This is a genomic window from Aliidongia sp. (assembly GCF_035943795.1).
Taxonomy (GTDB): Bacteria; Pseudomonadota; Alphaproteobacteria; order ATCC43930; family CGMCC-115725; genus Aliidongia.
Map to the genome: position 1 here is coordinate 17993 of NZ_DASZBY010000027.1, position 21791 is coordinate 39783.

Consider the following 21791-nt stretch of genomic DNA (forward strand, 5'->3'; position numbering starts at 1 on the left):
TCAGAGCCCGCCCAGGCCGACGGCGGCGCGCTGCAGGCGGGCCAATTCCGCGATGCCCTTGCGCGCCAGCTTCATCATCTCGGTATATTGCTCCTCGGGGAAGGGCGCGTCCTCGGCGGTCGCCTGGATCTCGACGATCTTTCCGGTCGCGGTCAGCACGAAATTGGCGTCGGCATCGGCCGCGGAATCCTCGACATATTCCAGGTCGAGCACCGGCACGCCCTTGTAGATGCCGCAGGAAACGGCAGCGACCTGGTCGCGCAGCGGCAGGGCCGGGATCAGCTTGGCATCGACCAGGCCACGCAGCGCTAGATGCAGTGCCACATAGCTGCCGGTGATCGAGGCGGTCCGCGTGCCGCCGTCGGCCTGCAGCACGTCGCAATCGATCTTGACCTGCCGCTCGCCCAGTGCCTTCAGGTCGACGACCGCGCGCAGCGATCGGCCGATCAGCCGCTGGATTTCCTGGGTCCGGCCCGACTGCTTGCCCCGCGCCGCCTCGCGGTCGGTGCGGGTATGGGTCGAGCGCGGCAGCATGCCGTATTCGGCCGTGACCCAGCCGGCGCCGGTGTTGCGCAGGAACGGCGGTACCTTCTCTTCGACCGAGGCCGTGCACAGCACGTGGGTCTCGCCGCATTTCACAAGGCAGGAACCCTCGGCATACTTGGAAAAGCCGGGGGTGAGCGTCACCGGGCGGAGCTGGTCGACGGCGCGACCGGAGGGGCGTGACATGGGCTGGGCGCTACTTTCGCGAAGGCGGATCTGGATGAAGGGCGTCAAACTACTCCGCCGCCCGCCCGCGCGTCCAGGCTTTGGCGGGAATTGCTCCTGTGCGTTCCACGGGCCAAAGGTTGACGCTCGCCCCGGTCGTCCCTAAGTTTCGGCTCGCCCTGTCGCGATGGCAGGCTCCTATCCATCACTGTCTCACAAGGGACGATCGTCGACTTTGAGCGACCGCGACATCCCCCGCGCGCGAACGGAGACCCTGGTCGGCGCGCTGAACGAGCGCAGCCGGGACATCTTCCGTACGATCGTCGATGCCTATGTCGAGACGGGCGAGCCGATCGGCTCCCGCACCATCTCGCGCCGGCTGGGGCTGAACCTGTCGCCGGCGACGATCCGCAACGTGATGGCCGACCTGGAAGAGGCCGGCCTGCTGTTCGCGCCCCACACATCGGCGGGCCGGCTGCCGACCGATGCCGGGCTGCGCCTGTTCGTCGATGGCCTGCTGGAAGTCGGCCGCCTGTCCAAGGAAGAGCGCGACAATCTCGATGCGCGCTGTGCCGCCGGCGGACGCTCGTTCCCGGCGCTGCTGGAACAGGCGACGCAGACCCTGTCCGGCCTGTCGCGCTGCGCCGGGCTGGTGCTGGCGCCCAAGACAGAACGCGCGCTGAAGCATGTCGAGTTCGTGGCGCTCGGGCCCGGCCGCGCGCTGGTCGTGCTGGTGACCGAGGATGGGCTGGTCGAGAACCGGGTGATCGAGGTGCCGGTCGGCGTGCCGACCTCGGCCCTGGTCACGGCGGGCAATTTCCTGTCGGCGCGGCTGGTCGGGTTCACGCTCGACGAAGCCAAGGCGGCGCTGGTCCAGGAACTGGCGGCCAACCAGGCCGAACTCGACGAGTTGACGACCAAGCTGGTCCAGGCGGGGCTGGCATCGTGGGCCGGCGCGCCGGTCGGCTCGTCGGGCGGTTCGCTCATCGTGCGCGGCCAGGCCAACCTGCTCGAGGACATCAGCGCGCTCGAGGATCTCGACCGGGTCCGCCGGCTGTTCGAACTGCTGGAGACCAAGGACACGATGATGCGCCTGGTCGAGGCGACCCATCGCGGCGAGGGCGTGCAGATCTTCATCGGCTCCGCCAACTCGCTGTTCGGCATCGCCGGCTGTTCGATGGTGATCGCACCCTATATGAACAGCCGCGAACAGATCGTGGGCGCGATCGGCGTGATCGGCCCGACCCGCATCAACTATGCCCGGATCATTCCGATGGTCGACTACACCGCCAAGGTGATCGGGCGCTCAATTGGCTAAAGCAGGACCCAGACAGCAATGACCGAAGCCCCCAACACTCCCGATACCCCCAACGAGGCCGATACCGTGGCGGAAACGGTCGATATCGAGATCGCATCGCCCGAGGCGCGGATCGCCGAGCTCGAAGCTGAAGTTGCGAAGTTCAAGGATCAGGCGCTGCGGGCGCTGGCCGAGCAGGAGAATGTCCGCCGCCGCGCCCAGCGCGACCGCGAGGATGCGCTGAAGTTCGCGACCTCCGCCTTCGCCAAAGACCTGGTGACCGTCGCCGACAACCTGCGCCGCGCGATCGACAGCGTGCCGGAGGCCCAGGCGGCGGGCGACGAGCTGCTGAAGGGCCTGCTGTCGGGCGTGTCCGCGACCGAGCGGGAGCTGCTGGGCGCGTTCGAGAAGCACGGCATCCGCAAGCTGGATCCGCTGGGCGAGAAGTTCGACCATAATTTCCATCAGGCGATCTTCGAGCTGGAAAATACCGGCAAGGTCGCGGGCACGGTCGTCCAGGTTCTGCAGGCCGGCTATACGCTGCATGACCGGCTGCTGCGCGAGGCAATGGTCGGCGTCGCCAAGGGGCCGGTCGCCGACGGTGCGGCGACGGACGGCAAGCCTGCGGACGACAAGGGCACCGACGGTCATCAGCGGGTCGATCGCACCGCCTGATGCGGCTGGGGTGCGGCTTTTCAGGTTTTGGTCACGATTCCGTGACAGGAAAGCCCTTCACCCCGTTGCAGGGCCGGGAAGCCGCCCATATATAACGGCGGGCGTTCGGCAGTTGCCGCGGCGTCCAGGTTCAAAATTTGGGGGACGGCAAGGAGCGCTCTTCGGGGGCCCTCGCGTCCTGCTTGTTCGAGAGGCAGTAATGAGCAAAGTCATCGGTATCGATCTCGGCACCACCAATTCCTGCGTCGCCGTCATGGACGGCAAGACCGCCAAGGTCATCGAGAACAGCGAGGGCGCCCGCACGACGCCGTCGATGGTCGCGTTCACGGAAAGCGGCGAGCGTCTGGTCGGCCAGGCCGCCAAGCGCCAGGGCGTCACCAATCCGGAAAACACCTTCTCCGCGATCAAGCGCCTGATCGGCCGCCGCTTCGAGGATGCGGTCGTCAAGAAGGACATCGGCCTCGTTCCCTATAAGATCATCGGCGCCGACAACGGCGACGCGTGGGTCCAGAGCCGCGGCGAGAAGTTCGCGCCGTCGCAGATCAGCGCCTTCATCCTGCAGAAGATGAAGGAAACCGCCGAGGCGTATCTGGGCGAGACGGTGACCCAGGCGGTCATCACCGTGCCGGCCTATTTCAACGACAGCCAACGCCAGGCGACCAAGGATGCCGGCAAGATCGCCGGTCTCGACGTGCTGCGCATCATCAATGAGCCGACGGCGGCAGCGCTCGCCTATGGCATGGAAAAGCGCGGCTCCGGCACGATTGCGGTCTATGACCTGGGCGGCGGCACGTTCGACGTCTCGATCCTCGAGATCGGCGACGGCGTGTTCGAGGTGAAGTCGACCAACGGCGACACGTTCCTGGGCGGCGAGGATTTCGACAAGTCGATCATCGACTATCTGGCGGACGAGTTCAAAAAGGAGCAGGGCATCGACCTGCGCGCCGACAAGCTGGCCCTGCAGCGCCTGAAGGAAGCCGCGGAAAAGGCCAAGATCGAGCTGTCGTCGTCGATGCAGACCGAAGTCAACCTGCCGTTCATCACGGCCGACCAGTCGGGCCCGAAGCATCTCAACATCAAGCTCAGCCGCGCCAAGCTCGAGAGCCTGGTCGAGGATCTGGTGCAGCGGACGATCGAGCCCTGCAAGGCGGCGCTGCGCGATGCCGGCCTCAAGGCCTCGGAAGTCGACGAAGTGATCCTGGTCGGCGGCATGACCCGCATGCCCAAGATCGCCGAGACGGTGAAGCAGATCTTCGGCAGGGAGCCGAACAAGGGCGTGAACCCGGACGAAGTCGTGGCGATGGGCGCCGCGATCCAGGCCGGCGTGCTGAAGGGCGAGGTCAAGGACGTCCTGCTCTTGGACGTGACGCCGCTGTCGCTCGGCATCGAGACGCTGGGCGGCGTGTTCACCCGCCTCATCGACCGCAACACGACGATCCCGACCAAGAAGGCCCAGACCTTCTCGACCGCCGAGGACAACCAGACCGCGGTCACGATCCGCGTGTTCCAGGGCGAGCGCGAGATGGCGGCCGACAACAAGATCCTGGGTCAGTTCGACCTGATCGGCCTGCCGCCGGCACCGCGTGGCCTGCCGCAGATCGAGGTCGGGTTCGACATCGACGCCAACGGCATCGTCCAGGTTTCGGCCAAGGACAAGGGCACCGGCAAGGAGCAGCAGATCCGCATCCAGGCGTCGGGCGGCCTGTCGGACGCCGAGATCGACAAGATGGTCAAGGAAGCCGAGCTCAACGCCGAGGACGACAAGCGCAAGCGTGAGGTGGTCGAGGTCAAGAACCAGGCCGAGGCACTGATCCACACGACCGAGCGGACCTTGAAGGAAGAGGCCGCGGCGAGCGTGCCCGAGGCCGACAAGACCGCGGTCGAGGCGGCGATCACCGAGCTGAAGGCGGCGCTGTCGGCCGAGGACGTCGAGGCCATCAAGGCCAAGACCGAAGCCTTGACCCAGGCGTCGATGAAGATCGGCGAGGCGATCTACAAGGCGAAGGCGGCGGAAGGTGCACCGGCCGGCGAAGCGCCCCATGCCGGGCCGGAAGCCGGTCAGGCCGCCGGCGGCAATGCCGATGATGCGCGCGTGGTCGATGCCGACTTCGAGGAAGTCGACGAGCGCAAGAAGGGTCACCAGGGCTAAACACCCGGTGTCCGATCTTTAGAGAGGCAGGGGGGCGGCTCGAAGCGATTCGATGTCGCCCCCCGGTTCGTCGGGATCCGACCATATGGCGAAACAAGACTTTTACGAGCAATTGGGTGTCGGGCGCGAGGCGAGCGCCGACGACCTGAAGAAGGCCTATCGCAAGCTCGCGATGCAATATCACCCGGACCGCAATCCGGGCGACAAGGCGGCCGAGCTCAAGTTCAAGGAAATCAGCGAGGCCTATGACGTCCTGAAGGATGATCAGAAGCGCGCGGCCTACGACCGGTTCGGTCACCAGGCGTTCGAGAACGGCGGCGGCGGCCGGGCCGGTGCGGGTCCAGGCGATTTCGGCTTCGCGAGCGGCTTTGCCGATATCTTCGACGAGATGTTCGGCGATTTCGTCGGCGGTCGGCGCGGCCAGTCGGGGTCGCGCGGTTCCGACCTGCGCTACAATCTCGAAATCAGCCTCGAGGATGCGTTCAAGGGCTCGACCGCGCAGATCCGCGTGCCGACGTCGCAGGCCTGCGACAGCTGCAAGGGCAGCGGCAGCGAGGCGGGATCGAAGCCGGTCACCTGCACCACCTGTCAGGGCGCCGGCAAGGTCAGGGCGCAGCAGGGCTTCTTCACCATCGAGCGTACCTGCCCCAGCTGCGGCGGCGCCGGTCGCGTGATCGAGAATCCCTGCAAGTCCTGCGGTGGCCAAGGTCGCGTCCGCAAGGAAAAGACCCTGTCGGTCAACATCCCGGCCGGTGTCGAGGAGGGGACGCGCATCCGTCTGGCCGGCGAGGGCGAAGCGGGGATCCGGGGATCGCAACCGGGCGATCTCTACATCTTCCTGTCGGTGACGCCGCACCGGATCTTCCAGCGCGACGCCGCCAACATCCATTGCCGCGTGCCGATCCCGATGACGACCGCCTCGCTCGGCGGCCAGATCGAGGTGCCGACGATCGACGGCGCCCGCGCCCGGGTCACCATCCCGGCCGGTACCCAGTCGGGCCATCAGTTCCGCCTGAAGTCGAAGGGCATGTCGGTGCTGCGCTCGCCATCGCGCGGCGACATGTATATCGAGGCTGTGGTCGAAACCCCGGTCAACCTCACCAAGCGCCAGCAGGAACTGCTGCGCGAGTTCGAAGGCGAAGGTGGCGGCGCCAAGACCAGCCCGGAATCCGAAGGCTTCTTCGCCCGCGTCCGGGAATTCTGGGACGATCTCAGGGACTGAGACACGCGGTATGCGTTGCTGTGCAGGCGGCACGGCAACTCATCCCACGCCTGCGTCAGGCTCCGTCGATCACAATTGCTTGCAACGGAAAACCAGTCTGGGAAAATCCGACTGATTGGCACTTCACAATCACATGGAGGCCCGCATGGGCAAGGTGCGCGTATCGGGTTTTGGAGTCTCCATCGACGGCTTCGGGGCCGGCCCGGACCAGGGCCTGGAGCATCCGCTCGGCAAGCGGGGCGGGGAGTTGATGAACTGGTTCTTCCCGACCCGGGCCTTTCGATCGATGATCGGAAAAGACGGCGGGACTGACGACCGCTTCGCCGGCGCCGCGATGGAAGGCTTCGGCGCCTTCATCCTCGGCCGCAATATGTTCGGCCCGATCCGCGGCGAATGGCCGGACGACACGTGGAAGGGCTGGTGGGGCGACAATCCTCCGTATCACGCGCCGACCTTCATCCTGACCCACCACGCCCGGGCACCGATCGTCATGGAGGGCGGGACGACCTTCCATTTCGTCACCGACGGGATCGAGGCGGCACTCGCCCAGGCCAAGGCCGCCGCAGGCGACCTGGACGTGAAGATCGGCGGCGGCGTTTCGACGGTCCGCCAGTACCTGCTCGCGGGAGCGATCGACGAGGTGCAACTGGCGCTGTCGCCCGTCGTTCTGGGGCGCGGGGAATCCCTGTTCGCCGGCATCGACCTGCCGGGCCTCGGCTATCGGGTGACGGAGACGGTCCCCATGGAGCTGGCGACCCACGTCGTGCTGACGCGCTGATCCGAACACTTCCGAAGCCGGCCGGGGCTGGCGGGAGGGTTTGCCCCTACCCCGGGAACGCGCTCTCCGGCGGGAAATCCTGGCGGTCGTCCCAGGTCTTGCCCTTGACCGTTCGCTGTTGGCGGACCCAGCCGCCCTGGCCGTCGGCGCGGTAGCGGATATAGTCGACCACATCCGGCAGATCGGCCGGCAGGGCCTCGCCGGGCTTCACGGCCTGGAACCGCGGGTCGGTGAAGTCCGGGTGGCAGCTCACCTCCAGGATGCTTTCCGCCCGGTCCTTCGGTCTCAGGTGCCAGGTGATGCGGGCGGCCTGGACCAGCGTCATTTCTTCGTTTTCCCGGCTCGCGGCATCGACATAGCGCTGCCAGACGAACTTGTCGCCTTCGACCGTGACGAAGCGGGTGATCAGGCCGGCATAGAGCCCGTCGCCGGTCGAGCAGTCGTTGCCGACCGCCCAGACCGTGCGGCCACCGGCCTGCGGCAGCGCATGGTCGCCCATCGCAGCCAATTCGCAATCGAGCTGGCGTTCGGCCAGCACCTTGCCGCCGGCATCGGTCAATCGCACCAGCGCGCGGCGCGGTTCGGTCTCGGCGAAGCTCTTCTTCAGTGCGGCATCGGCGGTGACGCCGGGGGCCGTCAGGAAATCGGCCGAGTCCTTGCTGCCGCCCCACATGGCAGCGCGCATCGCCGGCGTGAAGCGAGCATCCTCCAGGATCTGGATCCGACGTTCGGCCGGCTTGCCGGCGTCGGCGACCACGGTCGATTGATGGACGACGAACTCGATCGGCTTGGCGGGCGAGCAGGCGGCGAGCAACAGCAGCAGTGACAAGGCGTAGGGGCGTGACATCGGCGATCCGCAACCAGGAAAACGTCGCGCACCCTAGAGCGATTCTCGATCACGAGGGATCGAGAATCGCTCAGACGTTATAAATCTGGAGCGATTTCTCGTCGTTCAGATGACCCCATCTGAACGGGAAGCGCTCTAGGCGACGCCAGCCGGACCCGCAATCATGCCGGACCGAACTGGGTCGCGACGTCGCCCTGGAAGGTCAGCGGCCCGGTATGGCTGAGCTTGCTCGCGAGATCGGCCCAGATCTCGCCGCCCATCGCGGTCCAGCGCTGGCAGAAGCTGAAATCCTCGGACAGGTAGGCGCCGGTCTTCCGGTCGATCAGGCAGTCGAACAGCGCGTAGCGGTGCGGACTGTCCTTCAACGGGTCGTGGGCCTGATGTTCCCGGGTATATTGCAACTCGGGGTAATGGGCCTGCATGCGCTCCAGCACAGACCGGCGGATCATCAGGAAACCGGTGCCGGCATAACGCACCTTGGCGAAACCGTCCTTCACGCCGATCCGGCCGGGCTCCAGGAACTCGATGACATAGGACAGTGCCGCCGCCTCGATCGGCTCGCGCCCTTGGGCCGCGATTGCCTTGACCTTCGGCCAGTCGATCTTCTTGGTCGGATAGATGCCCGCGGCCATGTCGGCGCCGAAATCCAGCAACCGGAATGCTTCCTCGGGCTCGAAGCCGATGTCGGCGTCGATGAACAGCAGATGGGTCGCGGACGGATTGCCGAGGAAATGTGCCACGACGTTCTGGCGCGCGCGGGTGATGAGTGCGTCGCCGCCCTGCAACAGCACGGTGAGGCCGATGCCGCGCCGGTCGCAGGCGCGCTGCAGCTTCAACAGCGAGGCAGTGAACTGACTGGTGACCTGTCCGCCATAGCAGGGGGTGCCGATGGCGAGATGGATCGGGCGATCTTCGCTCACGCCGCCTTCTCCTCGGGCAGTTCCATGGCCAGCAGGCGGGCCAGCCGCTCGGCCGACGGGGAACCAGGGGCGGCGGAATAGACGATGACGTTCAACTCGCTGGCCTCGCTCACGTTCAACACGGTGTGGTCCAGCTCCATATAGCCGACGGCGGGATGGTTGAACCGTTTCAGCCCGTCGCTTGGCGCCAGCACATCGTGCTGACGCCATAGCGGGCGGAATTCCGGACTGGCGGCCAGCAGGGCGTCGACCAGGGCCTGGAACGAGGGATGGCCGCCGGAGCGGGCGAAATTCGTGCGGAACCGCGCGATGCAGCGCCGAGCGTCGTTCTCCCAGTCCGGCAACACGCGGCGGAACCAGGGGTCGGTGAACAGCAGCCAGATCAGGTTCTGCTCCGCCTTCGGCCGCTTCGCGAAATCGGTGATGAGGCGCGCGGCACCCCGGTTCCAGGCAACCGCATCCCACCGGCCGTTGCGTACGAAGGCCGGCTGATCGTGCAGGCCGTCGATCATCCGTAAAATCAGCGGGCTGACCGAAGTGGTGGTGTCGATGAGGGCGGCCGGGGCCGAGCGGCCGGCCAGCACGAACAGGTGCGCGCGCTCGGTCGCGTCGAGCCGCAAGGCCGCTGCGATCCGGTCGAGCGCCGCCGTCGAGACCTGGATGTCCCGGCCTTGCTCGAGCCAGGTATACCAGGTGACCCCGAGGCCGGAGAGCTGGGCCACCTCTTCCCGCCGCAGGCCGGGCGTGCGGCGCCGGCCGCCGGGCGGCAACCCCACGGTCTCCGGGCGCAGCTTCGCCCGCTGGCAGACCAGGAATGCGCCGAGCCCGGGGCGGTCGACGGCGATCATGTCCATCATGGTACCTCCAATACCAGGATAAATCGTTAGATTGTCATAGTAGCACTGGACACCAATTCTGTCTCCATCGCGCTTCCGCCTCTCGTGATGTCCAGCGGGCGCCTGGGTTCGAGGAGATAGACAATGTCCGATCACGCAGCGACGCCCCGCTTCTGGGCGCCGATCTCGGTGCTGCTGTGCGGCGCCTTCGTGGTGGCGCTCGACAACTTCATCGTCAATGTCGCGATCCCCCATCTCAAGACCGATTTCGGCGCCAGCTACGCCTCGGTCCAGCTGATCGTCGTGGCCTATGGGCTGGCGTTCGGCATGACGCTCATCACCGGCGGGCGGCTGGGCGATCTCTACGGTCGCAAGCGCACCTTCCTGCTGGGGCTCGGCGGCTTCACGCTCGCTTCGCTGGTGTGCGGGTTGGCGCCGTCGCCGGCGATCCTGATCGTCGCGCGGCTGCTGCAAGGCGCGACCGGCGCGGTGCTGCATCCGCAGATCGTCGCCATGCTCCGCGTCCAGATCGCGCCCGCGCGCCGGCGCTTCGCCTTCGCGCTCTACGGCTCGGCGCTCGGCCTGGGCGCCATCGCCGGTCAGTTGTTGGGCGGCGCGCTGGTCGACTGGGACCTGTGGGGTTTGGGCTGGCGGCTCGTGTTCCTGGTCAACCTGCCGGTCGGGCTCGTGGCGCTGCCGCTCGCGGGCCTGTTGCTGGAGGAGACGCCGCGCCTGGGGCGGGTCCGGTTCGACCTGGTCGGCACCCTTCTGGCCGCCGCAACGCTCGGTGCCGTGCTGACGCCGCTCATTGTCGGCCGCGAGGCCGGCTGGCCGCTTTGGACCTGGGCGCTGCTGGCCGCCAGCGTGCCGCTCGGTATCGGTTTCGTACGCTGGGAACAGGAATTGACCTGGCTGGGCCGGGCGCCATTGGTCGATTTCCGGCTGCTGAAGGCGCCGGCCTTCGTACCGGGACTGATCCTGGCCGCGACCTTCTATACAACGCTCAATTCCTTCTATATGGCGCTGACGATGCTGCAGCAGCTGGGTCTCGGCGCCACGGCGTTCGCGACCGGCATGGTGTTCCTGCCGCTCGGCATCTGCTTCCTGGTCGGGACCCTGGCGGCGATCCGTGTCGGCGGCCGGCGCACGCTCGACCTGGGTCTGGGCCTCACCCTCGTGGGCTACGCGCTGCTGGCGTCGCTCGGTTCGGTCGCCGGGGCGGATTGGCATCCCGACGCCCTGGTGCCGGGCCTTGCCATCCTGGGGTTGGGCCAGGGCCTGTTCCTGACGCCGCTGCTCAACGTCGTGCTGACCCGGGTGCCTGCCGTCGACGCCGGTAGTGCTGCCGGCATCCTGGCGACGGCGCAGCAGGCGGGCGGTGCCCTGGGCATCGCCATCATCGGTCTGCTGTTCTTCGGCGCGCTCGACGGCGGGGCCGACGGGTTCCGGCACGGGTTCGAGCTGGCGGCGCGCTATGCGTTCGGCGCGTCGATCCTGTGTTTCGTTCTGCTGCGCCGGCTGGGCGCGTCCCAGCGGCGGGCGGCACCGCTCGGCGAAACTGAACTCGCGTGACGGGTCAGGCCGACAGCTTGGCCTTGGCGGCGGCCGGCTTCACCGCCGGTTCGCCGTCGGGCTCGACCAGCACGCGGACCAGCGCCTCGCGGATCTCGCGGATCTTGCTCTCATGCTCGATCTTCAGGCCGAAGATGTCCTTCACGTAGAAGACGTCGACGACCTTCTCGCCATAGGTCGTGATCTTGGCGCCCGAGATCTGCACGCCCTGGCCGGTCAGCGCCCGCGTCAGGTCGAACAGCAGGGCCGGCCGGTCGCGGCCGTTGACCTCGACGACCGTATGTGCCGTCGAGGCCTTGTTGTCGATCAGCACGCGCGGGGCGACCGTGAAGACGCGGGTCCGGCTCGGGAAGGCGGGTCGGCGCTTCAGTTCCTGGCGCGGGTCGAGCTTGCCGCCCAGCACATTCTCGAACAGCACGGCCAGGCGCGCCAGCTTGTCGGGCCGGTCGAACGCGCCGCCGTTCGTGTCCTGGACCCAGAACGTGTCGAGCGCCATGCCGTTCACCATGGTGGCGATGCGCGCGTCGACGATCATGGCGCCGGCCAGCGACAGCGCGCCGGCGATGCGCGAGAACAAGCCCGGGTGATCGGCGGTATAGACCGTGATCTCGGTGACGGCACGGGCCTGGTCGACCCGGTTCGCCACGGTCAGCGGGGCGGCCGACCGGTCGGCCTCGCGCATCATCCTGCCGTGGCGGGCGAGTGTCGCCGGGTCGTGCGACAGCCAGTAGAACGGATAGCCGCGCTGGGTGAAGGCCGCGAAATCGGCCGGGCTGAATTCCGGCAGCAGGTCGCGCATCTGTTCCTGCACCTTGGCGATGCGCACGTCACGGGGATCGGCGATGACCGCGCCCGACATGACCTCCTGGGAGCGATGATAGAGCTCGCGCAGCAGGGCCGCCTTCCAGCCGTTCCAGACGTTGGGGCCGACCGCCCGGATGTCGCAGGCCGTCAGGATCAACAGCAGCTTCAACCGTTCGGGCGATTGTACCAGTCCGACGAAATCCTGGATCGTCTTCGGATCGTCGATGTCGCGCTTGAAGGCGGTCCGGCTCATGACGAGGTGGTTCAGCACCAGCCACGAGACCGTCTCCGTCTCCTCGGCGTCGAGGCCGAGCCGGGGCCCGAGCTTCAGCGCGATCTTGGCGCCCAGTTCCGAATGGTCGCCCGGGCGGCCCTTGGCGATGTCGTGCAGCAGCAGCGCCAGGTAAAGCGCGCGACGCGACGCGATCCGGTCGATGATCGAGCTGGCGAGCGGCAGCTCTTCCTTCAGCTCGCCCGCCTCGATCTTGTGCAGCTGGGCCAGCGCGAAGATCGTGTGCTCGTCGACCGTGTACACATGGTACATGTCGTATTGCATCTGGGCCACGACCCGGCCGAAATCCGGGATGAAGCGCCCGAACACGCCGGCTTCGTTCAGCCGGCGCAGGCTGGTTTCCGGATCGATCCGCGACGTCAGGATCTCCATGAACAGCCGGTTCGCCTCGGGATCGATGCGCAGCTTGCCGTCGATCAGCTTCAGCGACTGGGTGACGAGCCGCAGCGCATGGGGATGGATGTCGAGCCGGTGGCTCTCGGCGACCTGGAACAGGCGCAGCAGGTTGACCGGATCGTCCTCGAACGCCCGGTCGGACACCAGCGACAGCCGTCCGCCGTCGATCTTGAAGCCCTCGATCGATTTGGTGCCCGGCAACAGGCGGCGCCACAGCGAAATCGGCTTGCGCTTCTGGTCGGCCTCCAGGGCCGCGATGAAGATGCGGGTCAGGTCACCCACGTCCTTGGCGATCAGGAAATAGTGCTTCATGAAGCGTTCGACGCCGCGCGTGCCGGCATGGTCGGTATAGCCCATGCGTTCGCCGATCTGGGTCTGCACGTCGAAGGTCAGCCGCTCCTCGGGCCGGCCGGTCAGGTAGTGCAGGTGGCAGCGCACCGTCCACAGGAAGATCTCGGCGCGGTGGAACCGGTTCGCCTCGTCCTTGGACAGGATGCCGCGCTCGACCAACTCGTCGAGGCTGCGGACGCGGAACAGGTATTTGGCGATCCAGAACAGGCCGTGGAGGTCGCGCAGGCCCCCCTTGCCCTCCTTGATGTTCGGCTCCAGCACGTAGCGGCTGTCGCCCAGGCGCTGGTGGCGCTGGTCGCGCTCGGCCAGCTTGGCATCGACGAAGCCGATACCGCTGCCTTCGATCACTTCCTGGTCGAAGCGCTTCTGTAGGTCGGCGAACAGCGCCTCGTCGCCCGAGACCAGGCGGGATTCCAGCAGGGCGGTGCGGATCGTGATGTCGCCGGTCGCCTGGCGCAGCGACTCATCGACCGACCGGGTGGCGTGGCCGACCTTCACCCCCAGGTCCCACAGGACATACAGCAGGAATTCGACGACCTGCTCGGTATGCGGCGTCGCCTTATAGGGCAGCAGGAACAGCAGGTCGATGTCGGATTGCGGCGCCAGCTCGGCCCGGCCATAGCCGCCGACCGCCACGATCGCCAGCTTCTCCCCCTTGGTCGGGTTGGAGACGGGAAACAGCGTGACCGTTGTGACCCGGTGCAAGGCGCGGACGATGGTGTCGATCAGCCAGGAATTGCCGGCCATCGCCGCGGCGCCGTCCTGGCTCGCCACGAAGCGCGCCTCGATCTCCGTCCGGCCCTGCTGCAGGACGGCCTTCAGCTCGCCGACCAGCGCCAGCTGGGTCGATGCCTTGCCGCGCCGCTCGATCGCGATGTCGAGCATCGTATCGAGCGCAACCGGATCGACGATCCGCTCGGGGTGGGTCACGTGCTGCATCCGGTCATTTCGCCGGGGAATCCCGATCGGCGCAACAACCGCATGGGAGGCGGGCGCCTTCTTCCGGCTGAATCGGACGCGCGGGCGCGACAGGGAACGCATGATCGGAGGGGTTCCGGATATCGATGACGGTCAGGCTCGAGGATGTGATGCGGCCCCTGGCCGATAAGAAGCGCCGAAGCCGCAGGGCGGCCTCGCCAAATCCTGTCAGCTTCGGCTCAATCCCACCAGACGATAGACGAGGTCGAGTGCCGCTTTGGGCGTCAGTTCGTCGGGATTGACCGCCTTGACCGCTTCCTCGACGGCCGAAGGCTCCGGCGGTGCGAGCTTCGAGGTCGGGCGGCGGGCGGCGCTGAACAGGGGCAGGTCGTCGGCGAGGCGGGTGAGCGCGCTGCCGGCCTCGCCCTGCTCCAGCAATTCCAGCACTTCCTCGGCCCGCGCGATGACCGGCTTCGGCAGGCCGGCCAGCTTCGCCACATGGATGCCGTAGGACCGGTCGGCGGCGCCTGGTGCCACCTCGTGCAGGAACACCACGTCGCCCTGCCATTCCTTGACCCGCATGGTATAGCAGGCGAGGTCGGCGAGGCGCGCGGCCAGCGCCGTCAGCTCGTGGTAATGGGTCGCGAAAAGGGCGCGGCAACGGTTCGCCTGGTGCAGATGCTCGACGGCGGCCCAGGCTATCGACAGGCCGTCATAGGTCGCGGTACCCCGGCCGATCTCGTCCAGGATGACCAGCGCCTTGATGCCGGACTGGTTCAGGATCGCCGCGGTCTCGACCATCTCGACCATGAAGGTCGATCGGCCGCGCGCCAGGTCGTCGGCGGCGCCGACCCGGCTATAGAGCCGGTCGACGATGCCGATATGGGCGCGCTCGGCCGGGACGTAGGACCCGATCTGCGCCAGCACCGCGATCAGCGCGTTCTGGCGCAGAAACGTGCTCTTGCCGGCCATGTTCGGGCCGGTCAGCAGCCACAGACGCCGGCCGGCTTCGAGCGTGCAGTCGTTGCCCACGAATTTCGCGCCGGTCGGCAGGCTGGCCTCGACGACCGGATGGCGGCCGCCCACGATCTCGAACGCGACGCTGCCGTCGATCTCCGGTCGGCAATAGCGCCGCTCGACCGCCAGCTCGCCATGGCCGGATGCCACGTCGAGCTGCGCCAGTGCCGTCGCAGCGCGCTGGATCTCTTCCGCCCGCTCGACCGTCTCGCACACCAGATCGTCGAACAGGGCGAGTTCGAGGGCCAGCGCCTTGTCGCCGGCCTGGCCGATGCGCGTCTCGATCTCGGCGAGCTCGATCGTGGTGAAGCGCATGGCGTTCGCCATGGTCTGGCGATGGATGAAGCGGCCGCCGGCGCCATAGTCGAGCTTGGACGCGTGGGTCGGCGTCACCTCGATGTAGTAGCCCAGCACGTTGTTGTGCCGGATCTTCAGGCTGGCGACGCCGGTCTCCTCGACGTAGCGCGCCTGCAGCGCGGCCATCATGCGCCGGCTCTCGTCGCGCAGGGACCGCCATTCGTCGAGTTCGCTCGAATAGCCGGCAGCAATGAACCCGCCGTCGCGCGCCAGCAGCGGCAGCTCGAGGCCGAGGGCGCGGGCCAGCCGGTCGACCAGGATCACATGTTCGCCCAGGTCGACGCCGGCAGCGCGCAGCAGGCTGCCGGCGACCGCCTCGGGGCGGGCCAGCACCAGCGGCCGGATCCGCGCCGTCGCGGCCAGGCCGTCGCGCAGGCCGGCCAGGTCGCGCGGGCCGCCGCGGCCGAGTGTCAGGCGCGACAATGCCCGCGCCATGTCCGGGCATTCCTTGAGGAAAGCGCGGATGTCGGCGCGGAACCGCTCGTCGCGCACGAAGATCTCGACCAGGTCGAGCCGCGCATTGATCAGGCCGGGATCGGTCAGCGGGCCGGCCAGCTCGGCGGCGAGCCGGCGCGCACCGGCGCCGGTAACGGTCCGGTCGATGACGGCCAAAAGGCTGCCGCGCCGCTCGCCGGTCAGGGTCTGCGACAGTTCGAGGTTGCGGCGGGTCGCGGCATCGATCTCCATGACCGCGCCGGCCGAGATGCGGCGCGGAATGCCCAGCTTTGGATGCTTGCCCTGCTGGGTCAGGTCGATGTAGTCGAGCAATGCACCGCCGGCGGCGTATTCGGCGCGCCCGAAGGTGCCGAAACCGTCGAGCGTACCGACGCCATAGAGCTGCGCCAGGCGGCGCCGGCCGCTCTCGCTGTCGAACCGCGCACCGGGCAACGGGGTCAGCACGGATTTCCAGTCGCTTAAGATATCGAACAGGTCGGGCCGCTGCAGCAGCCGGTCGGCGATCAGCAGTTCGCCGGGCGAAAGGCGCGCCAGTGCCGCGCCGACCTGGGCGGCATCGACCGGCTGAAACTCGACCTCGCCGGTCGACAGCTCGACCGAGGCCAGTGCCAGCTCCCCCGCGGCTTCGGCCAGCGCCGCCAGGAAATTGTGCCGGCGCGCGTCCAGCAGATTATCCTCGGTGATGGTGCCGCCGGTGACGATGCGCACCACGCCGCGCCGGACCGGCTGCTTGCCGCCGCGCTTCTTCGCCTCCGCCGGGTCCTCCATCTGTTCGCAGATCGCGACGCGGAAGCCCTGTCGGATCAGGCGCGACAGATACGCGTCGGCAGCGTGGACCGGCACGCCGCACATGGGAATGTCGGCGCCCTCGTGCTTGCCGCGCCGGGTCAGCGTGATGTCGAGCGCCGCCGACGCCTTGACCGCGTCGTCGAAGAACAGCTCGTAGAAATCGCCCATCCGATAGAACAGCAGGTGGTCCGGATGCTGCCGCTTGATGTCGAGGAACTGCGCCATCATCGGCGTGATCGGGCCGGAGGCGGCCTCGACCTCGGGTTCGGGAAAATCGGTTCTGCTATCGGATTCTGGCGGCATCAGGCTCTGACGGTATCGAGGCGTGGCGGGACCGCCTCGATAGCATGGTGCGTCAATTTCCACGAGACCGCCGTGATCGGCTTCCGTTAGGCTCGATCCCCAACAGGTGCGATCCGGACGGAGACCCCGGGCGGCCCAGGGGAGGATTTCAGGGCATGCGGGATTTCACGGGCAAGGTCGCGGTCGTCACCGGCGGAGCCGAGGGCATCGGCCGCGCGATCGCCGAACGGGCGGCCGCGGCGGGCATGAAACTGGTGCTGGCCGACATCGACCGCGCCCGGCTCGACGCGGCACTGGCCGACTTCGCCGGGCGCGGGATCGAGGCGATCGGGCTCGAAACGGACGTGTCCAAAGCCGACCAGGTCGACGCGCTGGCCGCCCTCGCCTTCGAACGGTTCGGCAACGTCCACCTGCTGGTGAACAACGCCGGCGTCGCCCACAACCGGCCGGTCTGGGAAACCACCCAGGCCGATTGGGACTGGGTCATGGGTGTGAACCTGTATGGCGTCATCAACGGGCTGCGGTCCTTCATCCCGACCATGCTGAAGCACGGCGAGGAGGGCCATATCGTCAATACCGCCTCGATGGCGGGCCTGCTGTCCCAGCCGGGTCTCGCGATCTATAACGCCAGCAAGCACGCGGTCGTGACCGTGTCCGAAGGGCTGCACCATGACCTGACCCTGCGCCAGTCGAAGCTGCGCGTGTCCGTGCTGTGCCCCGCCTGGGTCAAGACCCGGATCCATCAGTCGGAACGCAACCGCCCAGCCGGCCCCGGGACCTCGCCGTTCGACGGCCTGGATCCGGTCGCCAGCAAGGTCGGCCACGCGATCATGAATGCGGTCGAGAACGGCATCCCGGTGGAAGACGTTGCGAACTGCGTGTTCGACGCGATCGCGGCCCAGCGTTTCTACATCCTGACCCATCCTGCCTATAAAGATGCCATCAAGGTCCGGATGGAGGACATCCTGGAGGATCGGCCGCCGACGCTGCGTGCGGCACTTTAGGTCGACGGAAGCCTTTACCCGGGCGGCCGATCCGGGCAAAGCTCGTTGCCGATGCATTCAATCAGCCCCGCGAATGGCGTAACGGTGCCGAAAGCGGCCGTGCCGGTGCGATGAGGCTCGGGAGGAAACGAGGACATGGACGACACCACCCGTCGGGTAACGGAAGAGGAATCGCTGCGATTTCACTCGGAGGGCAAGCCCGGCAAGATCGAGATCGCGCCGACCAAGCCGCTGACCACCCAGCGTGACCTGTCGCTCGCCTATTCGCCCGGTGTCGCCTATCCGTGCCTGCATATCGCCCGAGATCCGGCGACAGCCTACGACTACACCGCCAAGGGCAATATCGTCGCGGTCATCTCGAACGGCACCGCTGTGCTGGGCTTGGGCGACCTGGGCGCGCTCGCGTCGAAGCCGGTGATGGAGGGCAAGGCGGTCCTGTTCAAGCGCTTCGCCGACATCGATTCGATCGATCTCGAGGTCGATACCCGCGACGTGGACGAGTTCATCGGCGCGGTCCGCTACCTGGGACCCAGCTTCGGCGGCATCAATCTCGAGGACATCAAGGCGCCGGAATGCTTCATCATCGAGCAGCGCCTGCGCGAGTTGATGGACATCCCGGTGTTCCATGACGACCAGCACGGCACGGCGATCATCGCGGCCGCCGGCCTGATCAACGCCTGCAACCTGACCGGCCGTACGCTGAAGGACGTGAAGCTGGTGGTGAACGGCGCCGGCGCCGCGTCCATCGCCTGCATCGAGCTGCTGAAGGCCATGGGCGTCGGCCATGACAATGTCATCATGTGCGACACCAAGGGCGTCATCTTCCAGGGCCGCACCGAAGGCATGAACCAGTGGAAGTCGGCCCACGCGGTCAAGACCGACCGGCGCACGCTCTCGGAGGCGCTCGACGGGGCAGACGCGTTCTTCGGCCTCTCGGTCAAGGGAGCGGTGACCCAGGACATGGTGAAGAAGATGGCGAAGCAGCCGATCATCTTCGCCATGGCGAACCCGGATCCGGAAATCACGCCGGAGGACGTCAAGGAAGTCCGGCCCGACGCGCTGGTCGCGACCGGCCGGTCCGATTATCCGAACCAGGTCAACAACGTCCTGGGCTTCCCCTACATCTTTCGCGGCGCGCTCGACACCCGGTCCTCGACCATCAACGAGCCGATGAAGATCGCTGCCGCCGAGGCGCTGGCGGCGCTGGCGCGCGAAGACGTGCCGGACGAGGTCGCCGCCGCCTATTCCGGGCGGCGCCTGACCTACGGCCCGGAATACCTGATCCCGTCGCCGTTCGATCCCCGGCTGATGTCCCACGTGCCCGCGGCGGTTGCCAAGGCGGCGATGGACTCGGGCGTCGCGCGCAAGCCGATCGCCGATCTGGCCGCCTATGCCCGCCAGCTGTCGGCCCGCATGAACCCGGTCGCGGGTTCGCTGCAGGGCATCTTCGAGGCGGTGCGTTCCAAGCCCAAGCGGATCGTGTTCGCCGAAGGCGAGGAAGAGAAGGTCATGCGCGCGGCCCTCGAATTCAAAAATGCGGGCTATGGCCTGCCGATCCTGATCGGACGCGAGGAGCGGGTGCACGCCACCTTGAAGTCGATCGGCCTGTCGGCGCCGGACGGCCTGGAAATCCACAACGCGCGCCTCAGCCACGCGAACAAGACCTATACGGATTTCCTGTTCAAGCGGCTGCAGCGCAAGGGTTTTCTCTATCGCGACTGCCAGCGCCTGGTGAACCAGGACCGCAACGTGTTCGCCGCCTGCATGGTGGCGATGGGCGATGCGGATGCCATGGTGACCGGGACCACGCGCAGCTATGCCGCCTCGTTCGAGGAAATCACCCGCGTGCTCGATGCGAAACCGGGCAAGCGGCTGCTGGGCCTGATGATGATGATCGCGCGCGGCCGGACCGTGTTCGTCGCCGACACGACGATCCACGAGCTGCCGACACCGGAGGAACTGGCCGACATCGCCGTGCAGGCGGCGGAGACGGCGCGCCAGATGGGCGCCGTGCCGCGCGTGGCACTGCTGTCTTTCTCCAATTTCGGCAATCCGCTGCGCGAGAAGGCCCAGCGCGTGCGCGAGGCGGTCGACGTGCTCGATCGCCGCAAGGTCGATTTCGAGTATGACGGCGAAATGTCGGCCGACGTGGCGCTCGATTTCGACCTGATGCGCAAGAGCTATCCGTTCTGCCGCCTGACCGGGCCGGCGAACGTGCTGGTCATGCCGGCGCTCCACACGGCCAATGTCGCATCCAAACTGCTGCAGCAACTGGGCGGCGGCACGGTGATTGGACCGATCCTCCTCGGCCTCGAAAAGCCGGCCCAGATCGTCGAGATGGCGGCGACCGTGTCGGACATCGTCAATCTGGCGGCGCTGGCCGCCTACGAAGCCATATCCTAGATTGTGTTACAGGTGTTTTGCGACCGTTCGATGAAATATCGGACGGCCGTCACGAAACGGTAACGGCGGTGACGGATATCTCCAAGCCACGCGGATCGGACCCGATCGTCGGGACGGAGGGGCAGGACGCCGCTTCGACAGCGATGCCGCGTCAGGAAGGTCCCCGTTCGCCCATGCCGCTGCGCCGTCTCGTCGTCTCCACGGCCCTGATGGCCAGTGTCGTATTCCTGACTTTCGCGGCGCTGGTCATTTCCGGACGCCTGCCGGTCTGGCCGGCGGTCGTCGCCTGTCTGGTCGTCGTCGGGCTGCATGCCCTGCTGCTGCGGGCCTTTCTGGATGGACTGACCCGCATCCGGACCGGCGTCGAGGAAATCCTCGTCGAGCCGGAGCGGGCGGTGCCGGTCGTGCGCTCGTCCAGCCCGGCGGTGAACGACCTATGGCTCGCCATCATGCGCCTGACCCGGGCGTGGCGGCATCGCATCCGCGGGCTGGAAATCGAATTGGCCGGCTCGAATGCGGTGCTGGCTGCCTTGCCGGACCCGCTGATCCTGGTGAACGAACGGCGCGAGGTGGTGCGCCAGAACGCCGCTGCCCAGGCGCTGTTCGGCGACCATGTGCTTCGTCGCGACCTGGCCGTGGCGCTGCGCCAGCCCACCTTGTTGGCCGCGGTCGATGCCGTCGTGGCCGGCGGCGGTGGGCGGCTCGTCGAGTTCGAGCTGACGAGTCCGGTCGAGCGCCACATGACGGCCCGGATCGACCCGTTGCCGGCCCGGACCGAGGATGGCGTCATCCTGCTGGTATCGTTGCACGATCTCACCTCGGCCAAGCGCGCCGAACAGATGCGGGCCGACTTCGTCGCCAATGCCAGCCACGAGCTGCGCACGCCGCTGTCGACCCTGGTGGGGTTTATAGAAACCCTCCAGGGGCCGGCGTCCGACGATGAAGAGGCGCGGGTCAAATTCCTCGCCATCATGCAGCAGCAGGCGTCCCGGATGGCGCGCCTGATCGAGGACCTGCTGTCGCTGTCGCGTATCGAGATGAACGAGCATCAGCCGCCGACCACGCCGATCGCGGTGGTGGCCGTGCTGCGCCATGTCGGCCAGACATTGGAAATGAAGGCGGCGGCGCGCGGCATGCCGATCGAATACGACATCGCGGACGAACAGGCCCAGGTCGTGGCCGATGCCGACGAGCTGGCGCAGCTGTTCCAGAACCTGATCGACAATGCGATCAAATATGCCCGGCCCGACACGGCGATCACGATCGGCGTCGGACCGTCGCGGCGCTTCAAGGACGGCCTCGCCATCAAGGTCCGCGACCGGGGCGAGGGCATTCCGCGCACCCATCTGCCGCGCCTGACCGAGCGGTTCTACCGGGTCGATACCGCCCGCTCGCGCGAGATGGGCGGCACCGGCCTGGGGCTGGCCATCGTCAAGCACATCATCAGCCGTCATCGTGGTCTTCTGGAGGTCGACAGCGAGATGGGCGAAGGCACGACCTTCACCGTGCATCTGCGCGGATCGATGCCGGGCGCGGCCGCCCTGCCCCCACCCGCGCCGAAATCCGACGAGAACCGCGTCATCGGGTGAACGAAGCCCCGCGCCGGACGCGGATCGGCCTTCACCAAACCAGCTTCAAACTGTCATCCAACTGTCATCTGCCGCCTGTATCTCCTCGGTCGTGAGGCAGCGCGCCGT

At 67.3% G+C, this 21791-nt stretch carries 15 protein-coding genes; 9 read left to right on the forward strand and 6 right to left on the reverse strand.

The features are described from left to right. Entirely contained in the window at window positions 1-729 is a 729-nt protein-coding gene (gene rph / locus VGV37_RS04155) for a ribonuclease PH (protein WP_326878357.1), read from the reverse strand. A gap of 214 nt (window positions 730-943) precedes the next feature. Here rph and hrcA point away from each other — a divergent pair, with 214 nt between their 5' ends. The 5 genes from hrcA (at window position 944) to VGV37_RS04180 (ending at window position 6829) form a co-directional block, all read left to right on the forward strand. Beyond that, on the forward strand, window positions 944-2026 hold the full coding sequence (gene hrcA / locus VGV37_RS04160; protein ID WP_414637914.1) for a heat-inducible transcriptional repressor HrcA: 1083 nt from the start codon (window positions 944-946) through the stop codon (window positions 2024-2026). Window positions 2027-2044: 18 nt separating this feature from the next. Then, on the forward strand, window positions 2045-2680 hold the full coding sequence (grpE, locus tag VGV37_RS04165; RefSeq protein WP_326878358.1) for a nucleotide exchange factor GrpE: 636 nt from the start codon (window positions 2045-2047) through the stop codon (window positions 2678-2680). 199 nt (window positions 2681-2879) lie between these two features. After that, window positions 2880-4829, forward strand: a complete 1950-nt coding sequence (gene dnaK, locus VGV37_RS04170) for a molecular chaperone DnaK (RefSeq protein ID WP_326878359.1) — start codon at window positions 2880-2882, stop codon at window positions 4827-4829. Between the two features lie 85 nt (window positions 4830-4914). Beyond that, entirely contained in the window at window positions 4915-6051 is a 1137-nt protein-coding gene (gene dnaJ, locus VGV37_RS04175) for a molecular chaperone DnaJ (RefSeq protein ID WP_326878360.1), read from the forward strand. A 115-nt stretch (window positions 6052-6166) separates the two neighbouring features. Further along, window positions 6167-6829, forward strand: coding sequence for a dihydrofolate reductase family protein (locus tag VGV37_RS04180; RefSeq protein WP_326878361.1), 663 nt, complete (start codon window positions 6167-6169; stop codon window positions 6827-6829). A 46-nt stretch (window positions 6830-6875) separates the two neighbouring features. Here the strand turns inward: VGV37_RS04180 and VGV37_RS04185 are convergent, their stop codons facing one another. From VGV37_RS04185 to VGV37_RS04195, 3 genes are all read right to left on the reverse strand, one after another. Further along, on the reverse strand, window positions 6876-7676 hold the full coding sequence (locus tag VGV37_RS04185; protein ID WP_326878362.1) for a hypothetical protein: 801 nt from the start codon (window positions 7674-7676) through the stop codon (window positions 6876-6878). Window positions 7677-7837: 161 nt separating this feature from the next. Then, complete coding sequence (locus VGV37_RS04190) at window positions 7838-8596, reverse strand: hypothetical protein (RefSeq protein ID WP_326878363.1); 759 nt, start codon at window positions 8594-8596, stop codon at window positions 7838-7840. Then, window positions 8593-9453 (reverse strand): helix-turn-helix transcriptional regulator, encoded by an 861-nt coding sequence (locus VGV37_RS04195; RefSeq protein ID WP_326878364.1) that lies wholly within the window; start codon window positions 9451-9453, stop codon window positions 8593-8595. Before VGV37_RS04195 ends, VGV37_RS04190 begins: the two co-directional genes overlap by 4 nt. A gap of 123 nt (window positions 9454-9576) precedes the next feature. Between VGV37_RS04195 and VGV37_RS04200 the strand changes: the two genes are divergently transcribed. Continuing rightward, the gene (locus tag VGV37_RS04200) at window positions 9577-11004 is read left to right on the forward strand and encodes an MFS transporter (protein ID WP_326878365.1); all 1428 of its coding nucleotides are present in this window, start codon (window positions 9577-9579) and stop codon (window positions 11002-11004) included. 4 nt (window positions 11005-11008) lie between these two features. On the opposite strand, the gene VGV37_RS04205 is transcribed toward VGV37_RS04200, so the two are convergent. Together VGV37_RS04205 and mutS are read right to left on the reverse strand one after the other, a co-directional pair. After that, a complete protein-coding gene (locus VGV37_RS04205; RefSeq protein ID WP_414637915.1) occupies window positions 11009-13786 on the reverse strand; it encodes a [protein-PII] uridylyltransferase in 2778 nt (925 codons plus the stop codon). A gap of 207 nt (window positions 13787-13993) precedes the next feature. Continuing rightward, window positions 13994-16687: a DNA mismatch repair protein MutS gene (gene mutS / locus VGV37_RS04210; RefSeq protein ID WP_414637916.1), complete on the reverse strand. Its 2694-nt coding sequence runs from the start codon at window positions 16685-16687 to the stop codon at window positions 13994-13996. Between the two features lie 155 nt (window positions 16688-16842). Between mutS and VGV37_RS04215 the strand changes: the two genes are divergently transcribed. From VGV37_RS04215 to VGV37_RS04225, 3 genes are all read left to right on the forward strand, one after another. Next, a complete protein-coding gene (locus VGV37_RS04215; protein ID WP_326878367.1) occupies window positions 16843-17691 on the forward strand; it encodes an SDR family NAD(P)-dependent oxidoreductase in 849 nt (282 codons plus the stop codon). Between the two features lie 135 nt (window positions 17692-17826). Further along, window positions 17827-20094, forward strand: coding sequence for an NADP-dependent malic enzyme (locus tag VGV37_RS04220; protein ID WP_326878368.1), 2268 nt, complete (start codon window positions 17827-17829; stop codon window positions 20092-20094). A 173-nt stretch (window positions 20095-20267) separates the two neighbouring features. After that, window positions 20268-21683 carry an ATP-binding protein gene (locus tag VGV37_RS04225; protein WP_326878369.1) on the forward strand — a complete coding sequence of 472 codons (1416 nt, stop codon included), beginning with the start codon at window positions 20268-20270 and terminating at the stop codon, window positions 21681-21683. Window positions 21684-21791: the final 108 nt, after the last annotated feature.

Bases quoted from the DNA above. Each gene is read 5' to 3' on its own strand.
- rph (WP_326878357.1), bottom strand. From the start codon at position 729: ATGTCACGCCCCTCCGGTCGCGCCGTCGACCAGCTCCGCCCGGTGACG.
- grpE (WP_326878358.1), top strand. From the start codon at position 2,045: ATGACCGAAGCCCCCAACACTCCCGATACCCCCAACGAGGCCGATACC.
- dnaK (WP_326878359.1), top strand. From the start codon at position 2,880: ATGAGCAAAGTCATCGGTATCGATCTCGGCACCACCAATTCCTGCGTC.
- dnaJ (WP_326878360.1), top strand. From the start codon at position 4,915: ATGGCGAAACAAGACTTTTACGAGCAATTGGGTGTCGGGCGCGAGGCG.
- VGV37_RS04185 (WP_326878362.1), bottom strand. From the start codon at position 7,676: ATGTCACGCCCCTACGCCTTGTCACTGCTGCTGTTGCTCGCCGCCTGC.
- VGV37_RS04195 (WP_326878364.1), bottom strand. From the start codon at position 9,453: ATGATGGACATGATCGCCGTCGACCGCCCCGGGCTCGGCGCATTCCTG.
- VGV37_RS04200 (WP_326878365.1), top strand. From the start codon at position 9,577: ATGTCCGATCACGCAGCGACGCCCCGCTTCTGGGCGCCGATCTCGGTG.
- VGV37_RS04205 (WP_414637915.1), bottom strand. From the start codon at position 13,786: ATGCAGCACGTGACCCACCCCGAGCGGATCGTCGATCCGGTTGCGCTC.
- mutS (WP_414637916.1), bottom strand. From the start codon at position 16,687: ATGCCGCCAGAATCCGATAGCAGAACCGATTTTCCCGAACCCGAGGTC.
- VGV37_RS04215 (WP_326878367.1), top strand. From the start codon at position 16,843: ATGCGGGATTTCACGGGCAAGGTCGCGGTCGTCACCGGCGGAGCCGAG.
- VGV37_RS04220 (WP_326878368.1), top strand. From the start codon at position 17,827: ATGGACGACACCACCCGTCGGGTAACGGAAGAGGAATCGCTGCGATTT.
- VGV37_RS04225 (WP_326878369.1), top strand. From the start codon at position 20,268: ATGCCGCTGCGCCGTCTCGTCGTCTCCACGGCCCTGATGGCCAGTGTC.